Annotated in this window: 22 protein-coding genes and 1 pseudogene; 7 read left to right on the top strand and 16 right to left on the bottom strand. The window is 60.8% G+C overall.

Annotated features, from left to right (window positions below):
* Nucleotide 1: 1 nt before the first annotated feature.
* The 8 genes from LG661_RS16350 to LG661_RS16315 form a co-directional block, all read right to left on the bottom strand.
* Nucleotides 2–712, bottom strand: a complete 711-nt coding sequence (locus tag LG661_RS16350) for an ABC transporter ATP-binding protein (protein ID WP_230532952.1) — start codon at nt 710–712, stop codon at nt 2–4.
* Complete coding sequence (locus LG661_RS16345; RefSeq protein ID WP_230532951.1) at nt 709–1,467, bottom strand: ABC transporter ATP-binding protein; 759 nt, start codon at nt 1,465–1,467, stop codon at nt 709–711. The genes LG661_RS16350 and LG661_RS16345 overlap by 4 nt, the downstream gene beginning before the upstream one ends.
* Nucleotides 1,464–2,348 (bottom strand): branched-chain amino acid ABC transporter permease, encoded by an 885-nt coding sequence (locus LG661_RS16340; protein ID WP_230532950.1) that lies wholly within the window; start codon nt 2,346–2,348, stop codon nt 1,464–1,466. Before LG661_RS16340 ends, LG661_RS16345 begins: the two co-directional genes overlap by 4 nt.
* Nucleotides 2,348–3,211, bottom strand: coding sequence for a branched-chain amino acid ABC transporter permease (locus LG661_RS16335; protein WP_230532949.1), 864 nt, complete (start codon nt 3,209–3,211; stop codon nt 2,348–2,350). The genes LG661_RS16340 and LG661_RS16335 overlap by 1 nt, the downstream gene beginning before the upstream one ends.
* 175 nt (nt 3,212–3,386) lie before the next feature.
* The gene (locus LG661_RS16330; protein WP_230532948.1) at nt 3,387–4,607 is read right to left on the bottom strand and encodes an ABC transporter substrate-binding protein; all 1,221 of its coding nucleotides are present in this window, start codon (nt 4,605–4,607) and stop codon (nt 3,387–3,389) included.
* Nucleotides 4,608–4,627: 20 nt separating this feature from the next.
* Nucleotides 4,628–5,866: a metal-dependent hydrolase family protein gene (locus tag LG661_RS16325; RefSeq protein WP_230532947.1), complete on the bottom strand. Its 1,239-nt coding sequence runs from the start codon at nt 5,864–5,866 to the stop codon at nt 4,628–4,630.
* 104 nt (nt 5,867–5,970) lie between these two features.
* Entirely contained in the window at nt 5,971–6,621 is a 651-nt protein-coding gene (locus LG661_RS16320; protein ID WP_230532946.1) for a TetR/AcrR family transcriptional regulator, read from the bottom strand.
* 591 nt (nt 6,622–7,212) lie between these two features.
* Complete coding sequence (locus tag LG661_RS16315) at nt 7,213–7,950, bottom strand: MBL fold metallo-hydrolase (protein ID WP_230532945.1); 738 nt, start codon at nt 7,948–7,950, stop codon at nt 7,213–7,215.
* A 535-nt stretch (nt 7,951–8,485) separates the two neighbouring features.
* Here LG661_RS16315 and LG661_RS16310 point away from each other — a divergent pair.
* The 6 genes and pseudogenes from LG661_RS16310 to LG661_RS16285 all read left to right on the top strand — a co-directional run.
* On the top strand, nt 8,486–9,406 hold the full coding sequence (locus LG661_RS16310) for a recombinase family protein (protein ID WP_230532944.1): 921 nt from the start codon (nt 8,486–8,488) through the stop codon (nt 9,404–9,406).
* Between the two features lie 220 nt (nt 9,407–9,626).
* Nucleotides 9,627–9,866 (top strand): hypothetical protein, encoded by a 240-nt coding sequence (locus LG661_RS16305; RefSeq protein ID WP_230532943.1) that lies wholly within the window; start codon nt 9,627–9,629, stop codon nt 9,864–9,866.
* An 8-nt stretch (nt 9,867–9,874) separates the two neighbouring features.
* Complete coding sequence (locus LG661_RS16300; RefSeq protein WP_230532942.1) at nt 9,875–10,078, top strand: hypothetical protein; 204 nt, start codon at nt 9,875–9,877, stop codon at nt 10,076–10,078.
* 1,517 nt (nt 10,079–11,595) lie between these two features.
* A complete protein-coding gene (gene repA, locus LG661_RS16295; RefSeq protein ID WP_230532941.1) occupies nt 11,596–12,834 on the top strand; it encodes a plasmid partitioning protein RepA in 1,239 nt (412 codons plus the stop codon).
* Complete coding sequence (gene repB, locus LG661_RS16290) at nt 12,834–14,105, top strand: plasmid partitioning protein RepB (RefSeq protein ID WP_230532940.1); 1,272 nt, start codon at nt 12,834–12,836, stop codon at nt 14,103–14,105. The genes repA and repB overlap by 1 nt, the downstream gene beginning before the upstream one ends.
* 23 nt (nt 14,106–14,128) lie before the next feature.
* A pseudogene (locus LG661_RS16285) lies at nt 14,129–14,287 on the top strand (MucR family transcriptional regulator); the annotation flags it as partial.
* On the opposite strand, the gene LG661_RS25440 reads toward LG661_RS16285, so the two are convergent.
* The 7 genes from LG661_RS25440 to LG661_RS16250 all read right to left on the bottom strand — a co-directional run bounded on the left by LG661_RS25440 (nt 14,242) and on the right by LG661_RS16250 (nt 18,560).
* On the bottom strand, nt 14,242–14,478 hold the full coding sequence (locus tag LG661_RS25440; protein WP_407666731.1) for a hypothetical protein: 237 nt from the start codon (nt 14,476–14,478) through the stop codon (nt 14,242–14,244). The pseudogene LG661_RS16285 and the gene LG661_RS25440 overlap by 46 nt on opposite strands.
* Before the next feature lie 349 nt (nt 14,479–14,827).
* Nucleotides 14,828–15,205, bottom strand: a complete 378-nt coding sequence (locus LG661_RS16275) for a nuclear transport factor 2 family protein (RefSeq protein ID WP_230532939.1) — start codon at nt 15,203–15,205, stop codon at nt 14,828–14,830.
* A gap of 36 nt (nt 15,206–15,241) precedes the next feature.
* Nucleotides 15,242–15,604, bottom strand: a complete 363-nt coding sequence (locus LG661_RS16270) for a DsrE family protein (protein ID WP_230532938.1) — start codon at nt 15,602–15,604, stop codon at nt 15,242–15,244.
* 187 nt (nt 15,605–15,791) lie between these two features.
* Nucleotides 15,792–16,865, bottom strand: a complete 1,074-nt coding sequence (locus LG661_RS16265) for an ion channel (protein WP_230532937.1) — start codon at nt 16,863–16,865, stop codon at nt 15,792–15,794.
* 90 nt (nt 16,866–16,955) lie between these two features.
* Nucleotides 16,956–17,657 carry an NAD-dependent deacylase gene (locus tag LG661_RS16260; protein WP_230532936.1) on the bottom strand — a complete coding sequence of 234 codons (702 nt, stop codon included), beginning with the start codon at nt 17,655–17,657 and terminating at the stop codon, nt 16,956–16,958.
* Nucleotides 17,658–17,724: 67 nt separating this feature from the next.
* Nucleotides 17,725–18,015 carry a GlsB/YeaQ/YmgE family stress response membrane protein gene (locus tag LG661_RS16255; RefSeq protein ID WP_322098883.1) on the bottom strand — a complete coding sequence of 97 codons (291 nt, stop codon included), beginning with the start codon at nt 18,013–18,015 and terminating at the stop codon, nt 17,725–17,727.
* A gap of 152 nt (nt 18,016–18,167) precedes the next feature.
* On the bottom strand, nt 18,168–18,560 hold the full coding sequence (locus LG661_RS16250) for a hypothetical protein (protein ID WP_230532935.1): 393 nt from the start codon (nt 18,558–18,560) through the stop codon (nt 18,168–18,170).
* Nucleotides 18,561–18,939: 379 nt separating this feature from the next.
* Between LG661_RS16250 and LG661_RS16245 the strand changes: the two genes are divergently transcribed.
* Nucleotides 18,940–19,245, top strand: coding sequence for a hypothetical protein (locus tag LG661_RS16245; RefSeq protein ID WP_230532934.1), 306 nt, complete (start codon nt 18,940–18,942; stop codon nt 19,243–19,245).
* 396 nt (nt 19,246–19,641) lie between these two features.
* On the opposite strand, the gene LG661_RS16240 is transcribed toward LG661_RS16245, so the two are convergent.
* Entirely contained in the window at nt 19,642–19,770 is a 129-nt protein-coding gene (locus LG661_RS16240) for a WGxxGxxG family protein (RefSeq protein WP_230532933.1), read from the bottom strand.
* Between the last annotated feature and the right edge of the window lie 555 nt (nt 19,771–20,325).

Raw genomic sequence — 20,325 nt, 5'->3', positions numbered from 1 at the left:
ATCAGGCGTGAATCGCCTGACCGAGATAGAGCTCCGCGGCGCGCTCGTCGGCGAGGAGTATCTTCGCGTCGCCCGCGAGGGCCACCTGCCCCCCGTCGAGGATGCAGCCCCGATCCGAGATGGCCAGCGATTGGCGGGCCCGCTGCTCGACCACGAGCACCGATACACCCAGGCTTGGAAGCCTCGCGATCAAGTCGAAGGCATCCGCGACCTTCGCCGGAGACAAGGCCGCGGTCGGCTCGTCTAGGATCATGAGGCGTGGCCGCGTCATCAAGGCGCGCGCGAAGGCCAGTTGCTGGCGCTCGCCGCCGGACAGGCTGCCGGCCCTCGCGCGCTTGCGTTCGGCGAGGACAGGGAACGCTTCGAACAGCTCACCGATGCGTCGGGCCTGATCCTTCACGCCGACGACGACCTGCAGGTTCTCGAGGATGCTAAGAGACCCGAACACGTTCGAGACCTGCGGCACATAGCCGATGCCTCGCGCGATCCGCGCTTCGGTCGGCAGCGGCACGAGGTCGTCGCCCTCGAACACGATGCGCCCGGTCACGCGCGGCAGGAGGCCGACCGCGGCCTTCGCCAGGGTCGATTTGCCGGCGCCGTTCGTTCCCGCGACGGTCAGGATCTCCCCCTGCCGGAGCGACAGCGAGATGCCGTTCAGGATGTCCACCTCTGCGTAGCCGCCGCGGACGTTCTCGAATTCCAGCAGCGTCACGACACGCCTCCCAAGTAAGCTTCCCGAACGAGCGGATCATCGAGCACCGCTCGCGGCTCGCCCTCCGCGATGATCCTGCCTCGATCCATCACAGCGAGGCGCGGCACCAGCCGGGTGAGCGCCTGGAGATCGTGCTCGATGACCACGAACCCGATTCCGCGCCCGTTGAGCTCGGCGATCCGTTCCATGATCTCGTCGATCAGCACCGGGTTGACCCCGGCGAAAGGCTCGTCGAGCAGGATCATGCGCGGCTTGGCCATAAGGGCGCGACCGAGTTCGAGCAGCTTCTTCTGACCGCCGGACAGCATGCCGGACGGCTGGTCCGCCACCCGGGTCAGCTTCAGGAACGTGATGGTCTGGTCGACGCGGTCCGCGATGGCCGCCTCCTCCTCATTGACGCGGCCGGGCCGGAAGAAGACGCCCAGCAGGTTCTCGCCGGTCTGCTGCGGCGCGGCCGCCATCAGGTTCTCGCGCACGGTCAGATGGCGGAACTCGCGCGGGACCTGGAAGGTCCGCACCATTCCGGCCCGCGCTCGGGCCGGAGCCGACAGGCCGTCGATGGCCTTTCCGTCCAGGATAATCCGTCCCTCGTCCGCGGGAACGAAGCCCGAAATGACCGAGAAGAGCGTCGACTTTCCGGCTCCGTTGGGACCGATGATCCCGAAAAGGGCACCGGTCTCGACCGTCAGCCGGACGCCGTCGAGGGCCTTGAACCCCCCGTAGGACTTTCCAATGTCACGAACCTCGAGGCTCATCGCTTCGTATAATCTCCCATGAGCCCCTGCGGGCGGTACATGATGAACAGGATCAGCAGGAAGCCGACGGCGCCGATGCGGACCGAGGCCATGTCGACCTCCGAGACCCCCGGCAGCACGTCGCGCAGGAAGCGCGAGCCTTCGAGGAAGAGCATCAGGATCGCGCTCCCGACGACCGCACCCGAGACGCGCCCCACGCCGCCCATGATGATGGCCATCCAGACGTAGAAGGTGACGAGGGGAATGAACTGATCCGGGACGATGTAGGTGATGTAGTGGGCATAGAACGCGCCAGCGATCCCGGCGAAGGCCGCGCCCACGACGAGCACCTGGATCTTGAACCGCGCCGGATCCTTCCCGAGCGCCTGCACCGCCTCCTCGTTGTCGCGGATCGCCTCGATCAGACGCCCAAAGGGCGAGCCGGCGATGCGGCGGATCATCCAGATTCCGAGGAGCGTGACGGCCAGGATCGTCGCGAACACGGCAAGCTGCGCCGTGAAGCCGCCGAGCTCCTCGTAGAGCCGCGGGACCCCGGGCAACCCCTGAACGCCGCTCGTGAGCCATTTCTCGCTCGTGATGACGATCCGGACCACCTCCGAGAAGCCCAGGGTGACGATGGCGAAATAGTCGTCGCGCAGGCGCAGCGACACGAGGCCGATGGGCCAAGCCGCGATGCCTGCGAGGACCGCTGCGGCGGCGAAGCACAGGACCAGCGGGACACCCTGGAAGGCCAGCAGGGCGCTGGTATAGGCGCCGATCGCGAAGAAGCCAACATGACCGAAATTGATCAGACCGGTCAGGCCGTATTGGAGCGTCAGGCCGAGGCTAAGGATGACGTAGATCAGGGCGATGATGCCGATCGCGACGAGATAGGCTTCCATCAGCGTGCTCCTTCCAACTGGCCGAACAATCCGCGCGGGCGCAGCAGCAGGACGGCGAGCATAATGATGAAGGCGAGCGCAATCTTGTAGGTGAAGCCCACGAACGGGGTCGAGAGCTCCTGCGCCACGCCGAGGATCAGGCCGGCCGCCACTGCTCCAACGGGCGATCCGATCCCGCCGAGGATGGCGGCGGTGAAGGCGGGAAGCAGCATCTCCCAGCCGAATTCCGGCGTCACGATCGTCTTGATCCCCAGCATCATGCCGGCGACCCCGGCAACCCCTCCGGCAACCAGCCACAACGCGACCATTACCCGTCCGGGCCTGATTCCCGAGACCCGGGCGAGGTCGCGGTTGTCGGCGACGGCGCGCATCTGCCGGCCGATCGGGGTCAGGTAGAGAAGAGAGAACACCAGAGCCAGAGCCAGCGCGGCCACTGCCGCGAGCTGCAGGTCGAGAGGCATCACGCGGATGCCGTTGAAGACGTAGGGTCGCGTCAGCGGAACCTGGAAGACCTGCTGACCGTGCCCGAAGACTACGCCCAGCACAGCCCGGAGCAGGAATCCGATGCCGATCGACGCCACGAGGAGCGCGACGACGGACCGGTCTGCCAAGCGGCGGAACACGGCCCAATACGCCAGGAGCGAAACGAGGCCCGTCGCCACGATGGCGCCGAGCCCGCCGAACAGGATTGAGCCGGTCGCCTGATGGGCGGTGAGCGCCGAGAAGGCGCCGAATGTCATGAAGTCGCCAGTCGCGGCGTTCGGGAACCGGGCGATCCCGAAGACGAGCGTGATGGAAAGGGCCGCCAGGCCGATGACGAGGCCCTGGACGATGCCGTTGACGAGGAGTTGGGCGTAGAACATGGATGACCTACGAACGCCGCCCTCTCGACGAGAGGACTCGTTGCATCACCCGGCTCAACGGTCGAGCCGGGTGCGGGACAAGAGCATTCGAGCCGCCCCGCCATTCGCGAGGCGGCTCTCTTCGTTCAGGCTGCGGGTCGGGACAGGGCGGCTCCGCCCTGTCCCGATGCGGTTTTTAGATCTTCACGACGTAGCGGCGGTTCAGCTTTCCACCTTCGATGAAGAAGACGCCGAAATCCGGCGTGACGTCGCCATATTGATCGAAGTCGAGGATCGACGAAGCGCCCTCGTAATTGATCTCGCCCTTCTTCAGGGCCTCCTTCGCTGCGGCATAGGTGTATACCTTCTCGCCTTCCGGGTTCGCGATCTCGCGGATTTTGGCGTTGATCGCTGCCGTTTCGGTGGAGTTAGCCGCCTCCATCGCGAGCGCGAGCACGTTCATCATGTCCCAGGTCATGGCGGCGTAGACGTTGGACTGGCCCGGCTGACCGGTCACCTTGCGAAAAGCTTCGTCATACGCCTTGTACGACGGCGCGTTCTCGTTGGAGACGGAGTCGACGGAGATGACGCCCTCGAGGACATCGGCCCCCACGGCCTTGACGAGATCGGGGCTTGCCGCCCAGCCGGGCATGATCCACTTGACCGGCTGACCGCTCTGGAACCACTCGCGCATGATGATCGTGGTGTCGGGAAGATAGGATCCCGTCACGATGACGTCGGGATTGGCCGCGAGCACCCGCTGAAGTTCGGAGCGGTAGGTGGGCTGGCTCGGCTCGTAGACGACGTTCTCCACGACCTTGCCGCCCTTCGCCTCCCAGGCCTTGCGGAATCCTTCGGTGTTGCCGATGCCAGACGCGTTGTTGAAGGCCATGGTCGCGGGGCGCTTGAAGCCTTCCTTCTCGGCGATCTCCGCGAAGGCGCGGCCGAACCGGTCGTTGGTCGCTTGATAGCGGTAGGACAGACCCTTGGCGTTGGCGGGCGGCGTCGAGAGCGCCGGCGCGCCAGAGGTGTTCATCAGGATGATGTTGGCATCGTTCGTCAGAGGCACGACCGCGAGTGACACGCCAGACGACCACGTACCCAGAATGGCCTGCACCTTGTTGACGTCGATAAGCTTCTTGGCCGCGAGCACGGCGGCCTGGGGGCTCGTCTGCGTGTCTTCCGCCACGATTTCGATCTTGTGTCCGGCAGCCCCGCCAGCCGCGTTCACGGCTTCGGCAGCGGCGATGATCATCTTCTGCATGCCGGACCCGTATGGGCTGCCGGATCCGGTGACCGGGCACAGCGCTCCGACACGGAAGACCGGCTGCGACTGCGCGCGAAGAATGGTGGGGGCTCCGATCAGCGCCGTCGTGGCGCCGATGGTCCCTAGAAACTGGCGACGGGTGGTTGTCATCGAGGTTCCCTTTCTGGTGCTTAGTGGTTGAGCTCGTTCTTGATAAATTGGCCGCCCTTCATGATGAGCGGCATGTGCCGTCCCTGGCCCGTGAGCAGGGACAGATCCGCCAGGGGATTGCCCTCGACGACGATCAGGTCGGCATAGGCTCCGGGCGAGACGGTACCGATCTGACCCGGCATGCCGATGAGTTCTGCCGCATCGACGGTGGCCGAGCGGATGACCTCGGCGGCCGCCAGGACGCGCCCGCGGATCACGAATTCCTCAGATTGATGGCGGTGCATTTCGCCCAGCAGATCCGTGCCAAAGGCCATGGTGACGCCCGCGCGCCGCATGATGTCCAGGGATTCGATGCCGCGCAGCCTCACGTCGTCGATCTTAGCGACGGAAGCTGCCGGGAGCCCGAGCGAGGCGCCCTCGTTCTTCAGCGCCTCATAGGTCACCAAAGTCGGGCATGCGATCGCGCCGCGTTCCTTCATGAGGGCGGCCGTCTTATCCTCGATCAGGTTCGCATGCTCGACAGACCGTACGCCCAGCTCGACGGCTCGCGAGATCGCTTCGTCCGTATAGAGATGGGCCGAGACATAGGTCTGAGCGTTGCGCGCCTCCTCGACGATGGCGCGGATCTCGTCGTTCGAAAATCCGAGGAATGCGATCGGATCCGTGGGCGAGGCAACGCCGCCATTCGCCATGATCTTGATGAATTGAGCACCCTGGCGGATCTCGTCGCGTGCGGCGTGGCGGCAGGCCTCGACACCGTCGCAGATGCGGCCGAGGGCGCCGAGACGTCTCGTCTGGTACTCAGGATCGCGGTTGTCGTAGTTGCCGCGGAAATCCGCGTGTCCTCCGGTCTGGGACAGCGCTTTGCCGCACACGATCAGGCGCGGACCCTCGACGAGCCCTTGGTTCACCGCATCGGCCAAGGCGAAGGTCGCGCCGCCCACGTCGCGCACAGTCGTGAATCCGCGCGCGAGCATGCCCTTCATGATGCGCGCCGCATGAAAGGCGACGAGCACGTCGGGCAGCATCGCGTTCTGGCCGAGATTCACCAGCCCCGCCACCACATGGACGTGACAGTCGATCAGTCCGGGCATGAGCGTACCGCCGTTGAGATCGATCACGCGTGCATGCTCCGAAGCGATCCGGCTCTCGGACACTTCCCGGATCCGGTCGTTTTCCACGAGAACATGCATCGGAGCGCTGGGCTCGGAAGCCGTGCCGTCGACGATGCGCGCATTCGAAAAGAGTGTAAGCGACATAGGGGTGGATGACTCCATCTAGGGCTGTGCACCGGAACGGTGCGATTTAAACTGCTTGTCTTGAGCGCGGTGCCCGCGCGAGATGCCGGTCGAGGCCGGCCCTCTCACTCGGCCGCCGACACCTTACGGCGCGGTCTCGCCTGCGGTGATCGTCGGTCGAGTACGAACACTTCCCGCAGATGTCCCTTCCAGTAAGCGAGCAGTGAGCGGAAGTAATCGGGATCGTCACGCACGATCGTCTGGGCGACCATCCCGCGGATCAGGCACATCGTGGCGTTCAACATGACCTGGGCCTGGGACGGCTTTATGCCGGCATGTTGGGAGAGGCGCGCCCAGATGGCGTCGAGTGCCGCATGAAACTCCTTCACGACCGGAGTCATCTGCGCCTTGAATTCCGAGTTGTGACGGGCTTCGGGAAGGTATTCCAGCGTGACGAGAAAGAGCCCGCCGGCCATCATCTCCCACAAATAGTCCACGATCTCGTCGGTCGACTTGCCCTCCAGAGAATCCGCGAGCTCGTGGAGATCGACCGTCACCTTTCTGAGCTGATGCTGGACGGCCTGCGTAACGATGTCTTCCTTGCTGACGAAATGATGGGTGAGAGCACCGCGCGAAACCCCGGCGACAGATGCAATATCTGCGGTTGTAATCCGGAAATAACCCCGCTCGAGCAGCAGGGTGATCGTGGCATCAAGGAGCCGATGCCGCGTTTCCGCCGTTCGCTGCTCCTGAGTTCTCCTCGCGACCTTACCCATGCACTCCCCGCCTGGGCTCCTTCTGGAGGAGCATCAAGAAACGAACCGGCCAGTCTGTATCTTACCTTGTGCTTGGCTGTTGAACATCGTCAAGCCCTACGTGACCAAACTTGAGGCAAATGCCGGAGCAATGCGCTGAAAAATTCGGCGCCGATGCGGACGCGTAGCGAAACACTGTTTCGAATTGCGGACTGTCCGCGTTCGCGCACGACTTACTCACTGTCGTCCATATGCTCCGGACATCTGCGCCGAACTCAGCCATCGCGTTTGAACAATCGCAAGGTCCGGGTTAGGTCAATAGCAGCTCTTAAGCAGAACGCTGTAAAGGTCCGCTCTGCGCGTGATTCGGGACGTTCACAATGATCGGGTCGATGGAACCCGGGCTGAGGCCTCTAATGTGAATTGGGGAGAAAAACGCTCGGTTAACCGAGCTTGCTTCCCATACGCTTCCCAATCAGGCTTTCTGGGAAGCAGGACCAAACCCCACCAGCAGCTAAGTAATTGAAAAGATTTGGTGAGCGCGCTGGGACTCGAACCCAGGACGCTCGGATTAAAAGTCAGATGGTTCGGGCGGAGCTACTTACCAGGCGTTCAGTGCCCCGGCAGAACCAGGATCTTTGGGCTCTTGGGCAGCGTTGCGCGCGACACGGTAATCGCCGCCGCATCGCTGAACTCCACCGGAAAGTGCTCCCGGGCCGACGCCAGAAAGCGGTCGAGCGTCGACTGCCCGAAGAAATGCATCGGGATCATGAGCGGCGCATTGATCGAGCGCAGCACCTCCATCATGTCAGAGGTCGCCAGCGTGTAGCCCCCATCCACCGGCACCAGAAGAACGTCAATGCGGCCGAGCTTCTTCAGGTGCTCGGGTGAGAGAGTGTGGTGCAGATGGCCCAGATGGGCGACGCACAGCTGAGCGGTCTCGAACACGAAGATAGAGTTGCCGTCGTATTCCGTTGCCCCGCCATAGCTGCGGATGTTCGTCGAGACATTCCGGATGCGCACATCCTGCACAGTCAGGTCATGGTGGGCCGGCCCACCATCTGGATTCCAGCCCCGGAGCACGTGTTTGATTCCAGGATCAGGTCGGTAGCTGAAGTGGGTGGAATGCGCCTTGTTCATTGTGGCCACGTCAGGCGTGGCGGGCGGGCGCGTGCCGTCGCTGTAGTCGGTGGCGATCCGCATACCCTGAGGCGTCTCGATCAGGAAGGTGGCATGGCCGATGAAGGTGAGGCCCACCTCGTCCTGACGCAGGGCGGCCCGGGAGAACAGGGCCTCTCTGGAGGCGATCAGTCCAGGGCACCCCTGCAACTCGGAAGCGGCAGCAGGCAAGGACCAGCTCAAGCCAACGAAAGCAGCAACGGAACAGGCAGCTCGGCAGAAGCTCATCATCGGCGCCTCCACATCCCTGGGCCAGGATAGCAGATCAAGGATGTAGGAGTGCAGGGCCTCTCGTCCACAAGGGCAGGGCTCATGTGATCTGCCGATGGGCCCCCTCCCCTGCCAGAAAGCCACAAGTGCATCTGCTGCTAAGCTGCGGATATCAAAGGGCTAAGCCGTCACAGAAGGAGCCAACTAGATCTTTGCTACGGCTTGAGTGATGGACTGAGTAGACCTGCGGGGCGGCGGTCACAGCAGAGGTCAGTAATCTCGATCTGACTCCCTGCTGGGGAGCTCCAGCGCGCTTCTGGGGCGGCCACCCAACCCAAAAATCCGTTGTTTTAAGCCATTTCTGCCGGCCGGAGGGAAGCCATCCCCTCTCCGGCTGGTTAACAAAGTGACTTGAGAAACGTGTTCAAACGATCAGTTGCTCATAGCAAGCGAGAGTGTACAAAGGCGCTGGAAGCCGTCTCTCTGAAGCTTGTTCATGCCCCCTCCCCTCGTGAATCCCCGCCTGATCGGCTACTCCCGCGTCTCGACCGAGGACCAGGCGAATGATGCACAGCTCGACGAGCTGCACGCTGCAGGGTGCGCCGAAATCCATCAGGAGCACGGGTCCGGGGCGAGCCGCGCCCGGCCGGTGCTTGCGCGTCTCCTTCGCGAGATCAAGCCGGGTGAGGTCCTCGTTGTGGTGCGGCTGGATCGTCTGGCCCGTTCAGTAAGCCACCTCCTCGAGGTGATCGAAACGCTAGAAGCCAGGAAGGCGCATTTCCGCTCCCTGCGCGACCCAATTGACACCGCAACGCCGCAAGGAATATTTTCCTTGCAGGTCCTTGGTGCAGTTGCGCAGCTGGAACGCTCCCTCATCTCCGAGCGCACGAGGGCCGGGATCAAGGCCGCCAAGGCGCGAGGCAAGAAGCCGGGCAATCCGGGCATGCGCGAGCGTCGGCCGGAAGCCATTAGGAAGATCGCCCTCGCTCGGGAGAAGGTCTACATGGACGATCTGATCGCTGGCGCAGATCGATGGATGCCAACAGTTCGGCGCATGCGGCCCCAGCACCCCTGGGGGGACATTGTGCGCGTGCTCGGCAGCGGCGGTCAACCGTGGACCGTGGCCCGGCTGCGACGGGCTGTGGGCAAGCTCGTATCGCAACACATGGCTGACCCTACCCTCCTCCGCCCTGCTCCGCGCAAGAACCCGGAGGACCGTCTTATGACGTTGATCGCCGGTATCGCAATGACCGACCCGAGCCTCTCGCTGCGGGACATTGGGGTGCAGCTTGAGCGCATGCGGGAGCGGACACCGCGTGGGGGTCTCACATGGTCAGCCTCCTCGGTGAAGAAGCAGCTCGATCGAGCGCGCAAGGCCGGTCTGGCCCTGCCATCCTCACTACAAGATGCGGTGTAGTCGCTTCGCTGGATGATGTCATTACTCAATCGAGTTCGGGCTCGGTCTGGGCATAGACTGCTGAGGTGCTCTGCCATCTCGCTCCTGGGCGCTGAGCTACCCCGGTAGTCATGTACCCATAACACAAGGTCAGGTATTCGACCTGGCATCCCTCGGTGCGATTGCGTGAGCTGTCAGGGGACTACCATCCTGCGGTGCGGACGCCACAGGGATGGCTGCCGTGGACACTTTCTATCACCTCCTGAACCGGAAGCTGAAACGAGGCTCACACCCGTTCCCTGGCAAAGACGGCGAAACCTGTGTGATTGAGGCGGCGATCGTGGCGGCCGATTTCCCGTACCAGCCGGCCCGAGCCGTCGAGACCATGCCGACCTGTCTCTCTCGCCCGATCTGCCGCTTTGTGTGCGCTGATACGGCGAAGGCGAAGTGGGAGCGGGAGGTCTACACTCCCAGCACCTGAGACGCCGCATGCGCTCCCAGGACCGCCTCGAGGTCCTGAAAGGCGCATCGGCCATCGGGCGGCAGGCTGACGTGCTGGTGACAGAGGAGGTGAGGTCCAGGCCGGATGCTGCCCGACAGAGTGCGAAGGCTCCCACGTCGGTGGCCGACCATCTCAAGTTCAGCAAGATCAATGCGTGGTTTGCACCTACTCTGCGAGAGCGTCCCAGGTGAGATGGCTCGGAACGGCTCAGGGGCGCCCACAGCGGCCTGAACGTCGGTCAGCCATTGTCCGCGTGTCGGAATGGCAAGTATCATGTGCAGAGATTCGTGGATTCCCCTCCCCGCTCACCCAGATCCGGCTGGGACTGCTGTTCAACCGTTCGCGTCGGTTTGAGCCACCGTACGGGGGATCGTGGCCGCGGCAATAGCGCGAGGGGCACACGCATCGATACGGACTATGGAGGCTTTGCCCTAGGACGAGGCAAAGATCTTACCGCCACTCGACATGGTGTGCACGGGATTGATGGTGCGAGCGCATCTGTCATCGGTATTCCCATAGTCACTGCCACAGCGCCACCTAGACCCTGCCCGTCTTTCCCTCTGCTTTCCGCAGGGATCTGGTGGCGGAACGATGTGGCGGACCTCGCGGGCGAGGCTTCTCCTTGGCCTAGACGAGGAACCAACCTGATGGCCGACTGGCCCAACTAGCGAGACGTTTTTACACGTGTAAAATTCTTTGAGAGCGAACCCGGGGCGAGAACAGCGTTCTGGCTTTGAAGCCTTCTGAGTGGAAACCGTGGTGACACGGCGGACTTCCATCTGGCCTGGATTTCTCTCGTAGCCGCTAGCACTTTGCGCCGGCCGCATACATGTCAAACAGTAATCGGCGGCCTCGGTTTGAAGGGGAGGGGCTTTGGCTCGCATCCTCGAATTTGCAAGTATAGAATACGATATCTTGTGGTCTGCGACCCCGGACCCGACAACGCATCGCGGCCATCTAATCAAGGAGAAGCAGCGGCAGCGCACTGCCGATATCATGCCTGCCGAATAGCAGGATCCCAAAACTGCCTTTGGTGCTGAAACGGGCGGGGCACTAGAGTCTAAAGGCGACTCCACTGATGTCGCCCGATGGACGTGAGGCCGCCGCTGCGGTTTTACACGTCTAATACGGAATGGCTGAGCGTCGATGGCGTCGGCTAAGCGATGCCTGCGCCGGCTTTCACTCGACTGAGGTCTTCGGCGTCGGGGCCGACCAATGACAAGCGAGAGCTGCTCTACCCGGATTTTACACGTGTAAAATCTAAGGCGGTGTAAAGTTCGCACGACCGGAAATCAGGCTTGTACGGTCTAATCTGGCTCTTTGGCTGCTGTTGGCTTCGCGGTATGCGGATCGGACTACGCCAGTAGGGAACGGATGGACCCTTTCAAGCCACCTTGCTGCAGGGTTTGATGAGTATACTTGGCAAGCGCGAATCAGACCGAGGGTCGCAGGTGGGCGAGGGTTGACGGAGCTCTGATCCTCGTCTCAGGGGGATGGCAGACAGAGTTTTTTTACATGTGTTTAAAACACTCTGTCGCTGAGAGTTCTCGTTGATCAATAGCTATTTAGCAATAGCGCCTCAGCAGAACAACGTGGCCGACGCCTCGTTTCGATCAGCCCTAGTTTAACCTGATATTAACGTTCCCTGCATTTGATAAGACGGAATTCAGCCGTTCACCGGCACTTTTCCGTAAGAAGGGGGACCTTGATGGCTCTGCCTCAGCTCGAGAGCGAAGGTCATGTATCTGCCAGCTCAACATCCAATCGGCCGTCCCGTGTGGGGCTTGACCTCATTGGAGAGCATGCAACTAAGCTCTCCAAAAACCTGCACCGGCAGCTCGAGACCGCTTTTCCGCCGCGTGCTCAAAAGTCCTTTCGCAAACTAACGTCCGGAGAGGTCGCTAAGCTCCTTGGTGTCGCGGACAGTTACCTGCGGCAGCTCTCGCTGGACGGGAAGGGACCTGACGTGGAGATACAGCCGAATGGCCGACGCCTCTATTCCCTCAAGGACGTCGCGAACCTGCGTGCGTATCTCGACGCAAATGCGAAAGGGGAGAGGCAGTATTTGAAGCACCGTAGCGGAAGCGAACACCTTCAGGTGATCGCCTGTACGAACTTCAAGGGCGGATCAGCAAAGACCACAACTGCGGCTCATCTGGCGCAGTATCTTGCCATAAATGGATATCGCGTTCTGGCCATCGATCTGGATCCGCAAGCGAGCCTCTCAGCCGTCCACGGCCTCCATCCGGAGCTCGACGTCCTAGAGAACCAGACCCTTTATGGAAACATCCGCTACTCCGGTGCGAGAATTCCGCTCAAGGATATTATCCGGCCGACCTATATCGAGGGCCTGGAAATGATCCCTGCGAATCTCGAGCTCATGGAATTCGAGCACGAAGTGCCAATGGCTCTCCAGAACAAGCAGGAGGGAAAGCGCTTCTTCGACCGCGTAAACGGCGCGCTTGAGACCGTGCATCATAACTACGATCTCGTTGTGATCGATTGTCCTCCTCAGTTAGGATATTTGACGCTCTCGGCTCTCAGTGCCGCGACGGGCATCGTGATCACGGTTCATCCACAGATGATGGACGTGATGTCTATGGCTCAGTTCCTGACAATGACCAAGGACCTGCTAAGCGTGCTAAAAAACGCAGGCGGCAATACAGAGTACGACTGGCTCAAATACCTGGTCACCCGCTATGAGCCAAATGATGTGCCTCAAGCCCAAATGGTTCAGTATCTCCGTAAGATGTTCGGAGACTATGTTCTTGACAATGAAATGCTGAAGAGCACTGCCGTCTCGGACGCCGGCATCATGAAGAAGACCATTTATGAAGCCGAGCGTGCGGACTTTACGAAAGGTACAATTGACCGCGCGATTGAGTCCATGAATGCCGTCAACCGCGATATCGAAAAGCTGGTTCTGCAGGCCTGGGGGAGGATCTAATGGCAAAGAGTGCGAAGCGACTGGCAGCGTTCCTCAACACGGAAGAGCCTGATCCTGTGGATCAGGAGCCCGCATATGAGGACAAGCTGCGGGCAGTCTCCGACACCATCTCCGAGTTAGATGTTGAGCCCAGAGCGAGTGGCGTTCCCGTTATCGTGGAGCCATCTGACAGAAACTCAGGGGCGGGGGAGGGGGCTCTATCGGCCCTGAACACTGATCCTGAGATCTCTGATATCGCCCCTACGGTCCCCGCGACGCTCGTGAAGATCCCTCAAGCGCTTACGGCGGCACCTCAGAAAGTCGGGAGCGAGAGTAAAGTCGAGAACACTTCTCAGGCCGTATCCCAGAGTCTGCTTCGGCAGAATGCGCCTACAAGCCAAGTGATGAAGCGATTAAGTACAATGGTTCGTGACGACTCACATGAACTAGAGGACTTGAAGGCACTAGTTGAGACTGGGCAAGCGGTCGTTGAACTAGATCCGAACCTGATCGACGAATCCTTCATCCGAGACCGAATGGAGGATGGCACTCAGTCGATTGCTGATCTGGCACATCAGATCGAGAGCCAGGGGCAGCTTGTTCCGATCCTAGTGAGGCCTCATCCCCAGCAAGACGGGCGATATCAGGCTGCTTACGGGCATCGACGCCTGAAGGCCGTCGCTTCGCTCGGAAGAAAAATCCGCGCGGTCGTCAGGCAGTTGACTGACGTTGAGCTCATTGTGGCGCAAGGCCAGGAAAATAACGCCCGACTCGACTTGAGCTTCATTGAGAAGGCGCGATTTGTGGCTGCGATGAAAGCGAGGAAGTTCAACCGTGAGACGATCGCGGCAGCGCTCGGCATCAGCAACCAGTCCCAGATCACTTGGTACTTGCAGGTGGTCGAACGGATTCCAGCCACTGTTATCGACGCGATTGGCCCAGCTCCGGAGATCGGTCGCAAACGCTGGCTGCCCTTAGCCGAACTGTTCCAGAACGATGCATCCGCGCTAGAGAAAGCGAAGGCGTTCATCAAGACGCCCGCCTTTAACGCTCGGGAGACGAACGAGCGCTTCAACTCCCTCGTCGAAGAGGTGACCCGCAAAGACCGGCCAGCACGTGCTGAGCTTGGTTTCTGGGAGGCTTCCGATACGCGCGTCAAGGCAACAATCAACTTTACGTCTAAGCGTTGCACGCTGCAGATCGACCGCAATGTCGATGCGGGCTTTGCCGAGTTCGTCGTCAATAGTCTTGATGCTCTGTATGCTCAATACTCTGGGCGATCAGAAAGCTAACTGTACTAGAAGCAAAGGGCCCTCCCGATGCGATCATTTGCCTGGAGGATGGGAAGTCATTCAAATCGTTGAAGCGCCATCTGCGCACCACCTACGACATAACGCCCGAGCAGTACCGCACCAAGATGGGCCGCGCCTATCCTAAAGCCGCTCCTCCCGAGCCACCCGCCAAAGGGTCATAATCACTGCGCCGAGGATCTAGTTCGATCCCAAACTGCCTACAGGCACGGGCGAGAGCCTCTGCTTGTTCAGGCTTGGGAGGTCCAGACGGATCAGGCAGTCCATCTCTTTCAGCAGGGCGTCCAAACGCCCGGATGAAGCTCTCAAACTCGCCTCGGGTGATCGTGAGCATCCGGGCCTCAACCGCCTCCACCTGGTAGGTGTGAGGAATGCCTTTGGGTGTAAGCAGTATCTCGCCAGCGCTGGCCCGGCGTTCCTAGTCCCCGACGCGATAGCGCACCTCACCTTCGAGTACGTGGAAGATTTCATCCTCGTCGTGGTGGATGTGCAGGGCGGCGAGTCTCCCTGCGAGGAACGGTGTTCAAGCACCGAGAGGCCGTCCGAACCTTCCTGCGACGAGATGCGGATGGTGACGTGGGTGTTGAGGAACCAGAGGCTTCGATGATCCGTGGCAGCGTCGTCCATGTCTGTGCTCTCCCCGCAGTCTTTTGGAGAGCCAAGCCTACCGGCGCTTTAATGGTGAACAAGGGAAATTCCGGCGATCAGCCGGTACGCTGCTTTCGGTACGAGTTCTTGATCACGATCTTGCCGTCTCGGAATGTGAAGATATCGCAGCCCTGGACCTCCACAGGAGTCCCATCCGGCCCGGTTGCAGTGAATATCCACTCTGAGACACCGCGATCTCCAGAAATGAAGTGCCTGGGTCCGTTCCACTGCGCATCCGGAAAGGTTGCAAAGACCTCCTCGATCCCACGGCGGACATCATCCTGACCTGTATAAATGGTCCCCTTCACGTTGGGTCCACGACTGGCCTCGAACACACAGTCCTCGGTCATCATCGACAGGATTGCATCCGTGTCATGCCGATTCCAAGCCGCCGCAAAATCGTCAAGGAGTGCGATGAAAATAGTTTTTGTCATCAAGTCTCCCTGTCCTGCCTCTTCAGACACGCAGCGTCAGTAGACGATGTTTCGGTCACAATCCATGATCAGTCGCACCAGCATGGGAGGGCCAGCCTTCTCGTGGGGGATCCCCTCAAGGTCGGCATCGCTGATCCCTCGTGCGGCACAGGACCCAGCCGAGAGATAGAGCCGCCCGCCTCCAGCGATCACTTTCTCGAAATGCTCCCGAAGGGCACCCGTGCCAAGCCCGACGAGGCTGCTGCGTACCGGTTCGCGGATGAGTTGGACAGCATCGCCCGCCAAGAAAACATGGACGTCATGCCCTACCTCGACTGCCGCTGCCGCGACGAACAGGGCGAGTGCCGCCTTGGTCGGGCTTTCAGGACCGCAGGTGACGTGGACAAGAAGGCTGGGCATGAACACCTCCACCGAACGTAGAACGAGAGAGCAGGACTATGCACCTCATCAAGCCGTCCGCCAACGGGACGGCCCTACTATTTGGAATGAGGTGAAGTGGGAGCCACAAACCCGTCCACCGTTGATAATTCTCCTTGGCAAAATCTGCTCATTGGGAGCACCTGACTCAAGTCACTTCAACGATCTCTTACTCCGCGAGCACAGCCTCAATGTCCGCAGCCGTGAGAGGCTGCTCCTCATGACAGACGAGGAAGAGTGTGTGGATTGTCACTGGATCACTGGAGCGGGGATTCGTGGTCACCGCTCCATCCTCGCCGATATAAGCAATGGGAATTCCCATATCGGCTTCGACAAGCTTATGAACCACATCCTTCCAGAGCAACGCACGAGGTTGGATGGCAAAGCCCATCAACTCGTCGCCATCCGCCGTCATCAGGTTCTCCAGCACGAACTCTGAGCCTGGGGCGACCATCACGCGCACAAGCATGTCCGGGAAAACACGGGTTGGCTTGATAACGCTTGTCGCCCCAGCGCGGTGAATGCGCGCCTGACTTTCAGGCTTCACATACTCGGCAACGATCGGACAGCTTACGCCCATCTCGCGCAGCATACTAACCGTGTTGAAGGTCGTGCTATCGGCTTCAGGTGAACTGGCAAGTACCACAACGATGTCAGCCTTTTTGACCCCGGCAGCATCGAGGTCAGCGAAGGTGCTGCCGTCCCCGTGGTGGTGGACCATTCCACGCTGGGCGAGCGCGGGAGGGATGCCCCCGGACCATTCCTTCGTAAGCACCTGAACGGGGTGGTTCCGAAACCTCTGAGCACGCCGAAGTTCTTGAAGGAAGCCCTCGAAGTAGGTTTCGCTGTCGCCGCTCGGCATCCCAATGATGACGATGTGACCTTCCATGTTCCACCTCCAGAGGCCCGTGTTCTTTCTTTCCGCCGTGTTCTGGCGCATGTCCTGGAACACGTTCACGACCTTCGCGAAGATCGCGATGCCCGGAATGTAGAGGATGAGCACTGTTGCAAGGCGACCGATGCCGGTCTTGGCGTAGAGATCGCCATAGCCGGTCGTTGTGATCGTGGTGGCGGTGAGCCAGAGGGCATCTGACGGTGACATCCCCTCGGACATGACCATTACCAGCGCGAAGAGAGCGCAGCATCCTGCGAGCAGCAAGGCCAGATCAAGCAGTTGCCGCCGGTAGGTTTTTCGGGAGACAAATTGATTCGGGCGCTTGAAGAGCGTCATGAACCAGATCATCAGCTATCCCTCAGGAAGGGTGGTTTCCGGCGGCGTGTCATTGCTCGGGAGCAAAGCCGTCACTTCGAGGCTGCGTCACTCCCCCGACCCTCAGCATGAGAGCACCTGCTCGACCCAGGCCGGAACCGCTTCACTTGCTGGGCCATACCGCCCCTCATCAAACTGACGGGCATTTTCGGACGGCTCCAGATTGATCTCGCAGGTGCGGATACCGTGTCCTCGCGCCTCCGACACGAACCCCGCAGCCGGATAGACTGAGCCCGATGTGCCGATGGCGACGAACAGGTCTGCCTCAAGTAGAGCGTCATAGATTGCATCCATCTCCAGCGGCATCTCGCCGAACCAGACCACGTGGGGTCTCAATCCTCCAGCTTGGCGGCAAGATGGGCAGGGGACCTCGACGCTCAGGTCCTCGCGCCATGGTATTATCCCGCCACAGGCTGTGCAGCGGGCTTTGAGCAGTTCGCCGTGCATATGAACGACCCGCCGCGATCCGGCCCGTTCGTGAAGGTCGTCGATGTTCTGCGTACACAAAAACAGGCTGCCGCCGCGCTCTGCCAGACCGGCCTCTAGGCGGGCCAGCGCCCGGTGCGCGGCGTTGGGCTCTGCCGGCAGGAGGTTCTGGCGGCGCATGTTGTAGAAGGCATGAACCTCATCAGGATTGTGGGCAAACGCCTCTGGGGTGGCGAGCTTCATCGGATCAAAGTGGGACCAAAGCCCGTCCTTGTCACGAAAAGTGCCAAGGCCGCTCTCGGCTGACACGCCAGCCCCCGTCAGTACAAAGATGTTCATCTGATCAGTCAGCCCTCAATTCCTCGGTACCGTCAAGCTGCCGGGACAAGCATCGAATGCGAGGGTCTCAGCCGATAAGACGGGCCAGCAGGACAACAATGATCGCGCCCAAGGTGGCAGTGACGATGCGCGTTGCAGTCTGATTGCGAATGCCCAGATCAATCCCGAACCGCTCCAGAAGGAAGCCACCGACGAGCGATCCGGCAAGCCCAGAGATCACGTACTGAAGAAGGCCGGAGCCGCCAACAAGCCAGCTTGCCAGCCAGCCTGCCACGATCCCGATCCCGACCTGAGCAGCGATGGCTCGCCTATCCAGCGCATCGAGAGCCTCCCGATCCACACTGATGCGGATCGGCAACCGAGCGCGAGTTGGCTCAGGTGCCTTGCGCTTGGATCGTGTTTTGCCTGGATTGCGCTCTGATGCTTTCGCCATGTGTTCGATATGGATGGCCCCGGAGAAACTATCCAGGAGCGACGCCAGAGCGTCAAACCAGCCTGCTTTTCCGATACTCAGGAGAGCGAGGGCTGTAGCAATCCCCGGAGGTCCACCCCAGCCGTTATCCCGCTCGACTTCCGGACCTTTGTTCCCGCCTTCAGCTTTGCGTTCTCGACCCGGAGCGCCTCGATTTTCTCGACCTGGTCCCGGTTGGCGCGGGTCAGTTCCCTGATCTCGCCCTTCAGGTCCGTGATCTCGGACTTCAGGTCCTCGCGCTCGGCGGTGAGGTTTTCTTCGTGCTTGGTCTGGGCCTGGAACTCACGAATCTGCTGCTTCTGATCCGCTATTCTTTCTTCTAGGTTCCTGACCTTCTGCTCGGCCTTCGCGAGCATCCGCTTTATGTCTTTCGCCTGCTGCTCGGGCGTACGGGGCTCGGTGAGCTTTTGGTTCGATCCTGTGCGAATCACGTCGAGTTTGCCTCTCTTGCTCAATGTCGCAGAAAGAACAAACATAGAACGCACAAAGGGTCAAGGTACGGCTCGTTCCTTTGCAAACCGCTCCAAACTGCCGAGTACCCAACCGCGACACTGGCGTGGGCCTCTCATTGGGCAGAATGACGGGGGCAGAGGAAAATCACCTCGCGGTAAACTCGTGGCCTGATGGATTTAAAGTAAGGGCTTCGGAGGAATCAGAGGGACCGGATGCTTCTGTGTCGAAGCAATCTTAGCGGCAACGGTTGATCCGGCTCATCAGGGGCACTCCGTCTGCTCGCTGCCGTTCTCGAGTGTGTAGGTATATTGCTAGTCTGTCACGGCATTCTTTCCCTGAACGCAGGGGAGACCAGGCATGAAAGTTCCTCCCAAGGTACACTTTCACAACAGGCCACAAGGAGTAGCCTGGACAGGCGCTTCCCTCCTTATCGCCTCGATCATCCTGGCGATGTGTCTCCTGGCAGGAGCTTGGTCAGCCCTGGAGCGGCGGGGATCAGAGGACCGCGGACTGGCGCTGGTACCCGGCGCGGCCTTGCTCACGCTCAATGCGGGAGAGTGTCGCCTCAATCTTGCGCGGCAGGGGCTGCTTGAACACCTCAGTGTATATGGAGCGCAGATCATGTCCGATCCGGCGCAGAAGCTCGGTATCGGAAACGACTAAGGCCTGTTCACTTGTGCCCCTGCTGCTCTCCATCGCCCAGCCTCCCCATCCGCTTCCACTTCCCTCGTTACTGCTTCGCTGAGGTGACGTTAACTATCCCTCTTGGCCCCTGTGGAAAGCGGGCAAAACTCAAATGATGCCCGGATTTGAGCTCGTCCGTGTGATGCCGCACCCAGAATCGGCGACTGCAGCGACAAAGTTAAAAACAAACGAGGGGCTCACCGCTTCAGTGCGAACGCCCCTTGCATGTCATCCGAAACGGCCTCCCAGTCTTGACGGGCACTAGGATCAAACCGAGCAGCAGTCGCGGTAGCGTTGCAATGCGATGGAGGTGAGCCGAACGAATTCTGCTACTGGTGCAGCGGGGCCTTGGCCCCGCCTCAGCGGTGAACGCCCCTAACGACGTGTTGTGGTCGTGCTGTGTACGTCATGCTCGCGACGATCACGCCGCCCCATGAGACCGGCTAAGCCGAGCAGGCCGAGCAGGCCAAGCCAGCCGTAGTCGAAGCCGTCGTCTTCCTGCACGGCAACGGCTCCCCCAGGGGCTGGGGTTACCTAAGCGAGGACCAGGCTGGGCGTGATAGCTAGAAGCATTAGCGCGAGGGTCGCGACACGGAGCAGGCCGATGGTCATGGGATGCCTCCAAGATTGTGCAGCCTAAGCCACCCCGCCTGATGACGTGCGGCAGGCACGGTACGAACCCAATCCCAACAGATATGTTCCCTGCTTGTTGCCAAGCTTGGTGCCGCGAGCAACAGCAACAGGAGCACGGATCTTACGTTTGAGAGGAAGGAAGGGATGTCTGGCAGGCCACACTCCCGGACGACGGAGCAGGCGATATCGTCGTCTACCATGCTTTTCCGAGCAGCTTCCCAATCTGGCTGACGGTCTCGACAACCTGCTTGCTGAAGAGGAAGAGGAGCAAGCCGGAAAGCCGATAGGGCAGCCGGGCACGACACCCTTCTGTCTCAGAGACAGTGCTGACGGTCTGGTATCGGCTCCTATGGGAGCGCCCGCGAAGTCCTGCCTGTAGCCCTTGGTCTGCCTCCTGAGAAGTGATCCTCCCTGAAGTATGGCTTA

Source organism: Microvirga roseola (genome assembly GCF_020866965.1).
Classification (GTDB): Bacteria; Pseudomonadota; Alphaproteobacteria; order Rhizobiales; family Beijerinckiaceae; genus Microvirga; species Microvirga roseola.
This window is presented reverse-complemented; position numbering and strand designations above follow the sequence as displayed.

What these genes read in the sequence shown, in the direction of transcription:
- LG661_RS16335 (WP_230532949.1), bottom strand. Translation starts at nt 3,211, where the DNA reads ATGTTCTACGCCCAACTCCTCGTCAACGGCATCGTCCAGGGCCTCGTC.
- LG661_RS16275 (WP_230532939.1), bottom strand. Translation starts at nt 15,205, where the DNA reads ATGACAAAAACTATTTTCATCGCACTCCTTGACGATTTTGCGGCGGCT.
- LG661_RS16260 (WP_230532936.1), bottom strand. Translation starts at nt 17,657, where the DNA reads ATGAACATCTTTGTACTGACGGGGGCTGGCGTGTCAGCCGAGAGCGGC.
- LG661_RS16320 (WP_230532946.1), bottom strand. Translation starts at nt 6,621, where the DNA reads ATGGGTAAGGTCGCGAGGAGAACTCAGGAGCAGCGAACGGCGGAAACG.
- LG661_RS16325 (WP_230532947.1), bottom strand. Translation starts at nt 5,866, where the DNA reads ATGTCGCTTACACTCTTTTCGAATGCGCGCATCGTCGACGGCACGGCT.
- LG661_RS16300 (WP_230532942.1), top strand. Translation starts at nt 9,875, where the DNA reads ATGCGCTCCCAGGACCGCCTCGAGGTCCTGAAAGGCGCATCGGCCATC.
- LG661_RS16265 (WP_230532937.1), bottom strand. Translation starts at nt 16,865, where the DNA reads ATGATCTGGTTCATGACGCTCTTCAAGCGCCCGAATCAATTTGTCTCC.
- LG661_RS16340 (WP_230532950.1), bottom strand. Translation starts at nt 2,348, where the DNA reads ATGGAAGCCTATCTCGTCGCGATCGGCATCATCGCCCTGATCTACGTC.
- LG661_RS16270 (WP_230532938.1), bottom strand. Translation starts at nt 15,604, where the DNA reads ATGCCCAGCCTTCTTGTCCACGTCACCTGCGGTCCTGAAAGCCCGACC.
- LG661_RS16310 (WP_230532944.1), top strand. Translation starts at nt 8,486, where the DNA reads ATGCCCCCTCCCCTCGTGAATCCCCGCCTGATCGGCTACTCCCGCGTC.
- repB (WP_230532940.1), top strand. Translation starts at nt 12,834, where the DNA reads ATGGCAAAGAGTGCGAAGCGACTGGCAGCGTTCCTCAACACGGAAGAG.
- LG661_RS16345 (WP_230532951.1), bottom strand. Translation starts at nt 1,467, where the DNA reads ATGAGCCTCGAGGTTCGTGACATTGGAAAGTCCTACGGGGGGTTCAAG.
- repA (WP_230532941.1), top strand. Translation starts at nt 11,596, where the DNA reads ATGGCTCTGCCTCAGCTCGAGAGCGAAGGTCATGTATCTGCCAGCTCA.
- LG661_RS16330 (WP_230532948.1), bottom strand. Translation starts at nt 4,607, where the DNA reads ATGACAACCACCCGTCGCCAGTTTCTAGGGACCATCGGCGCCACGACG.
- LG661_RS16245 (WP_230532934.1), top strand. Translation starts at nt 18,940, where the DNA reads ATGAAAGTTCCTCCCAAGGTACACTTTCACAACAGGCCACAAGGAGTA.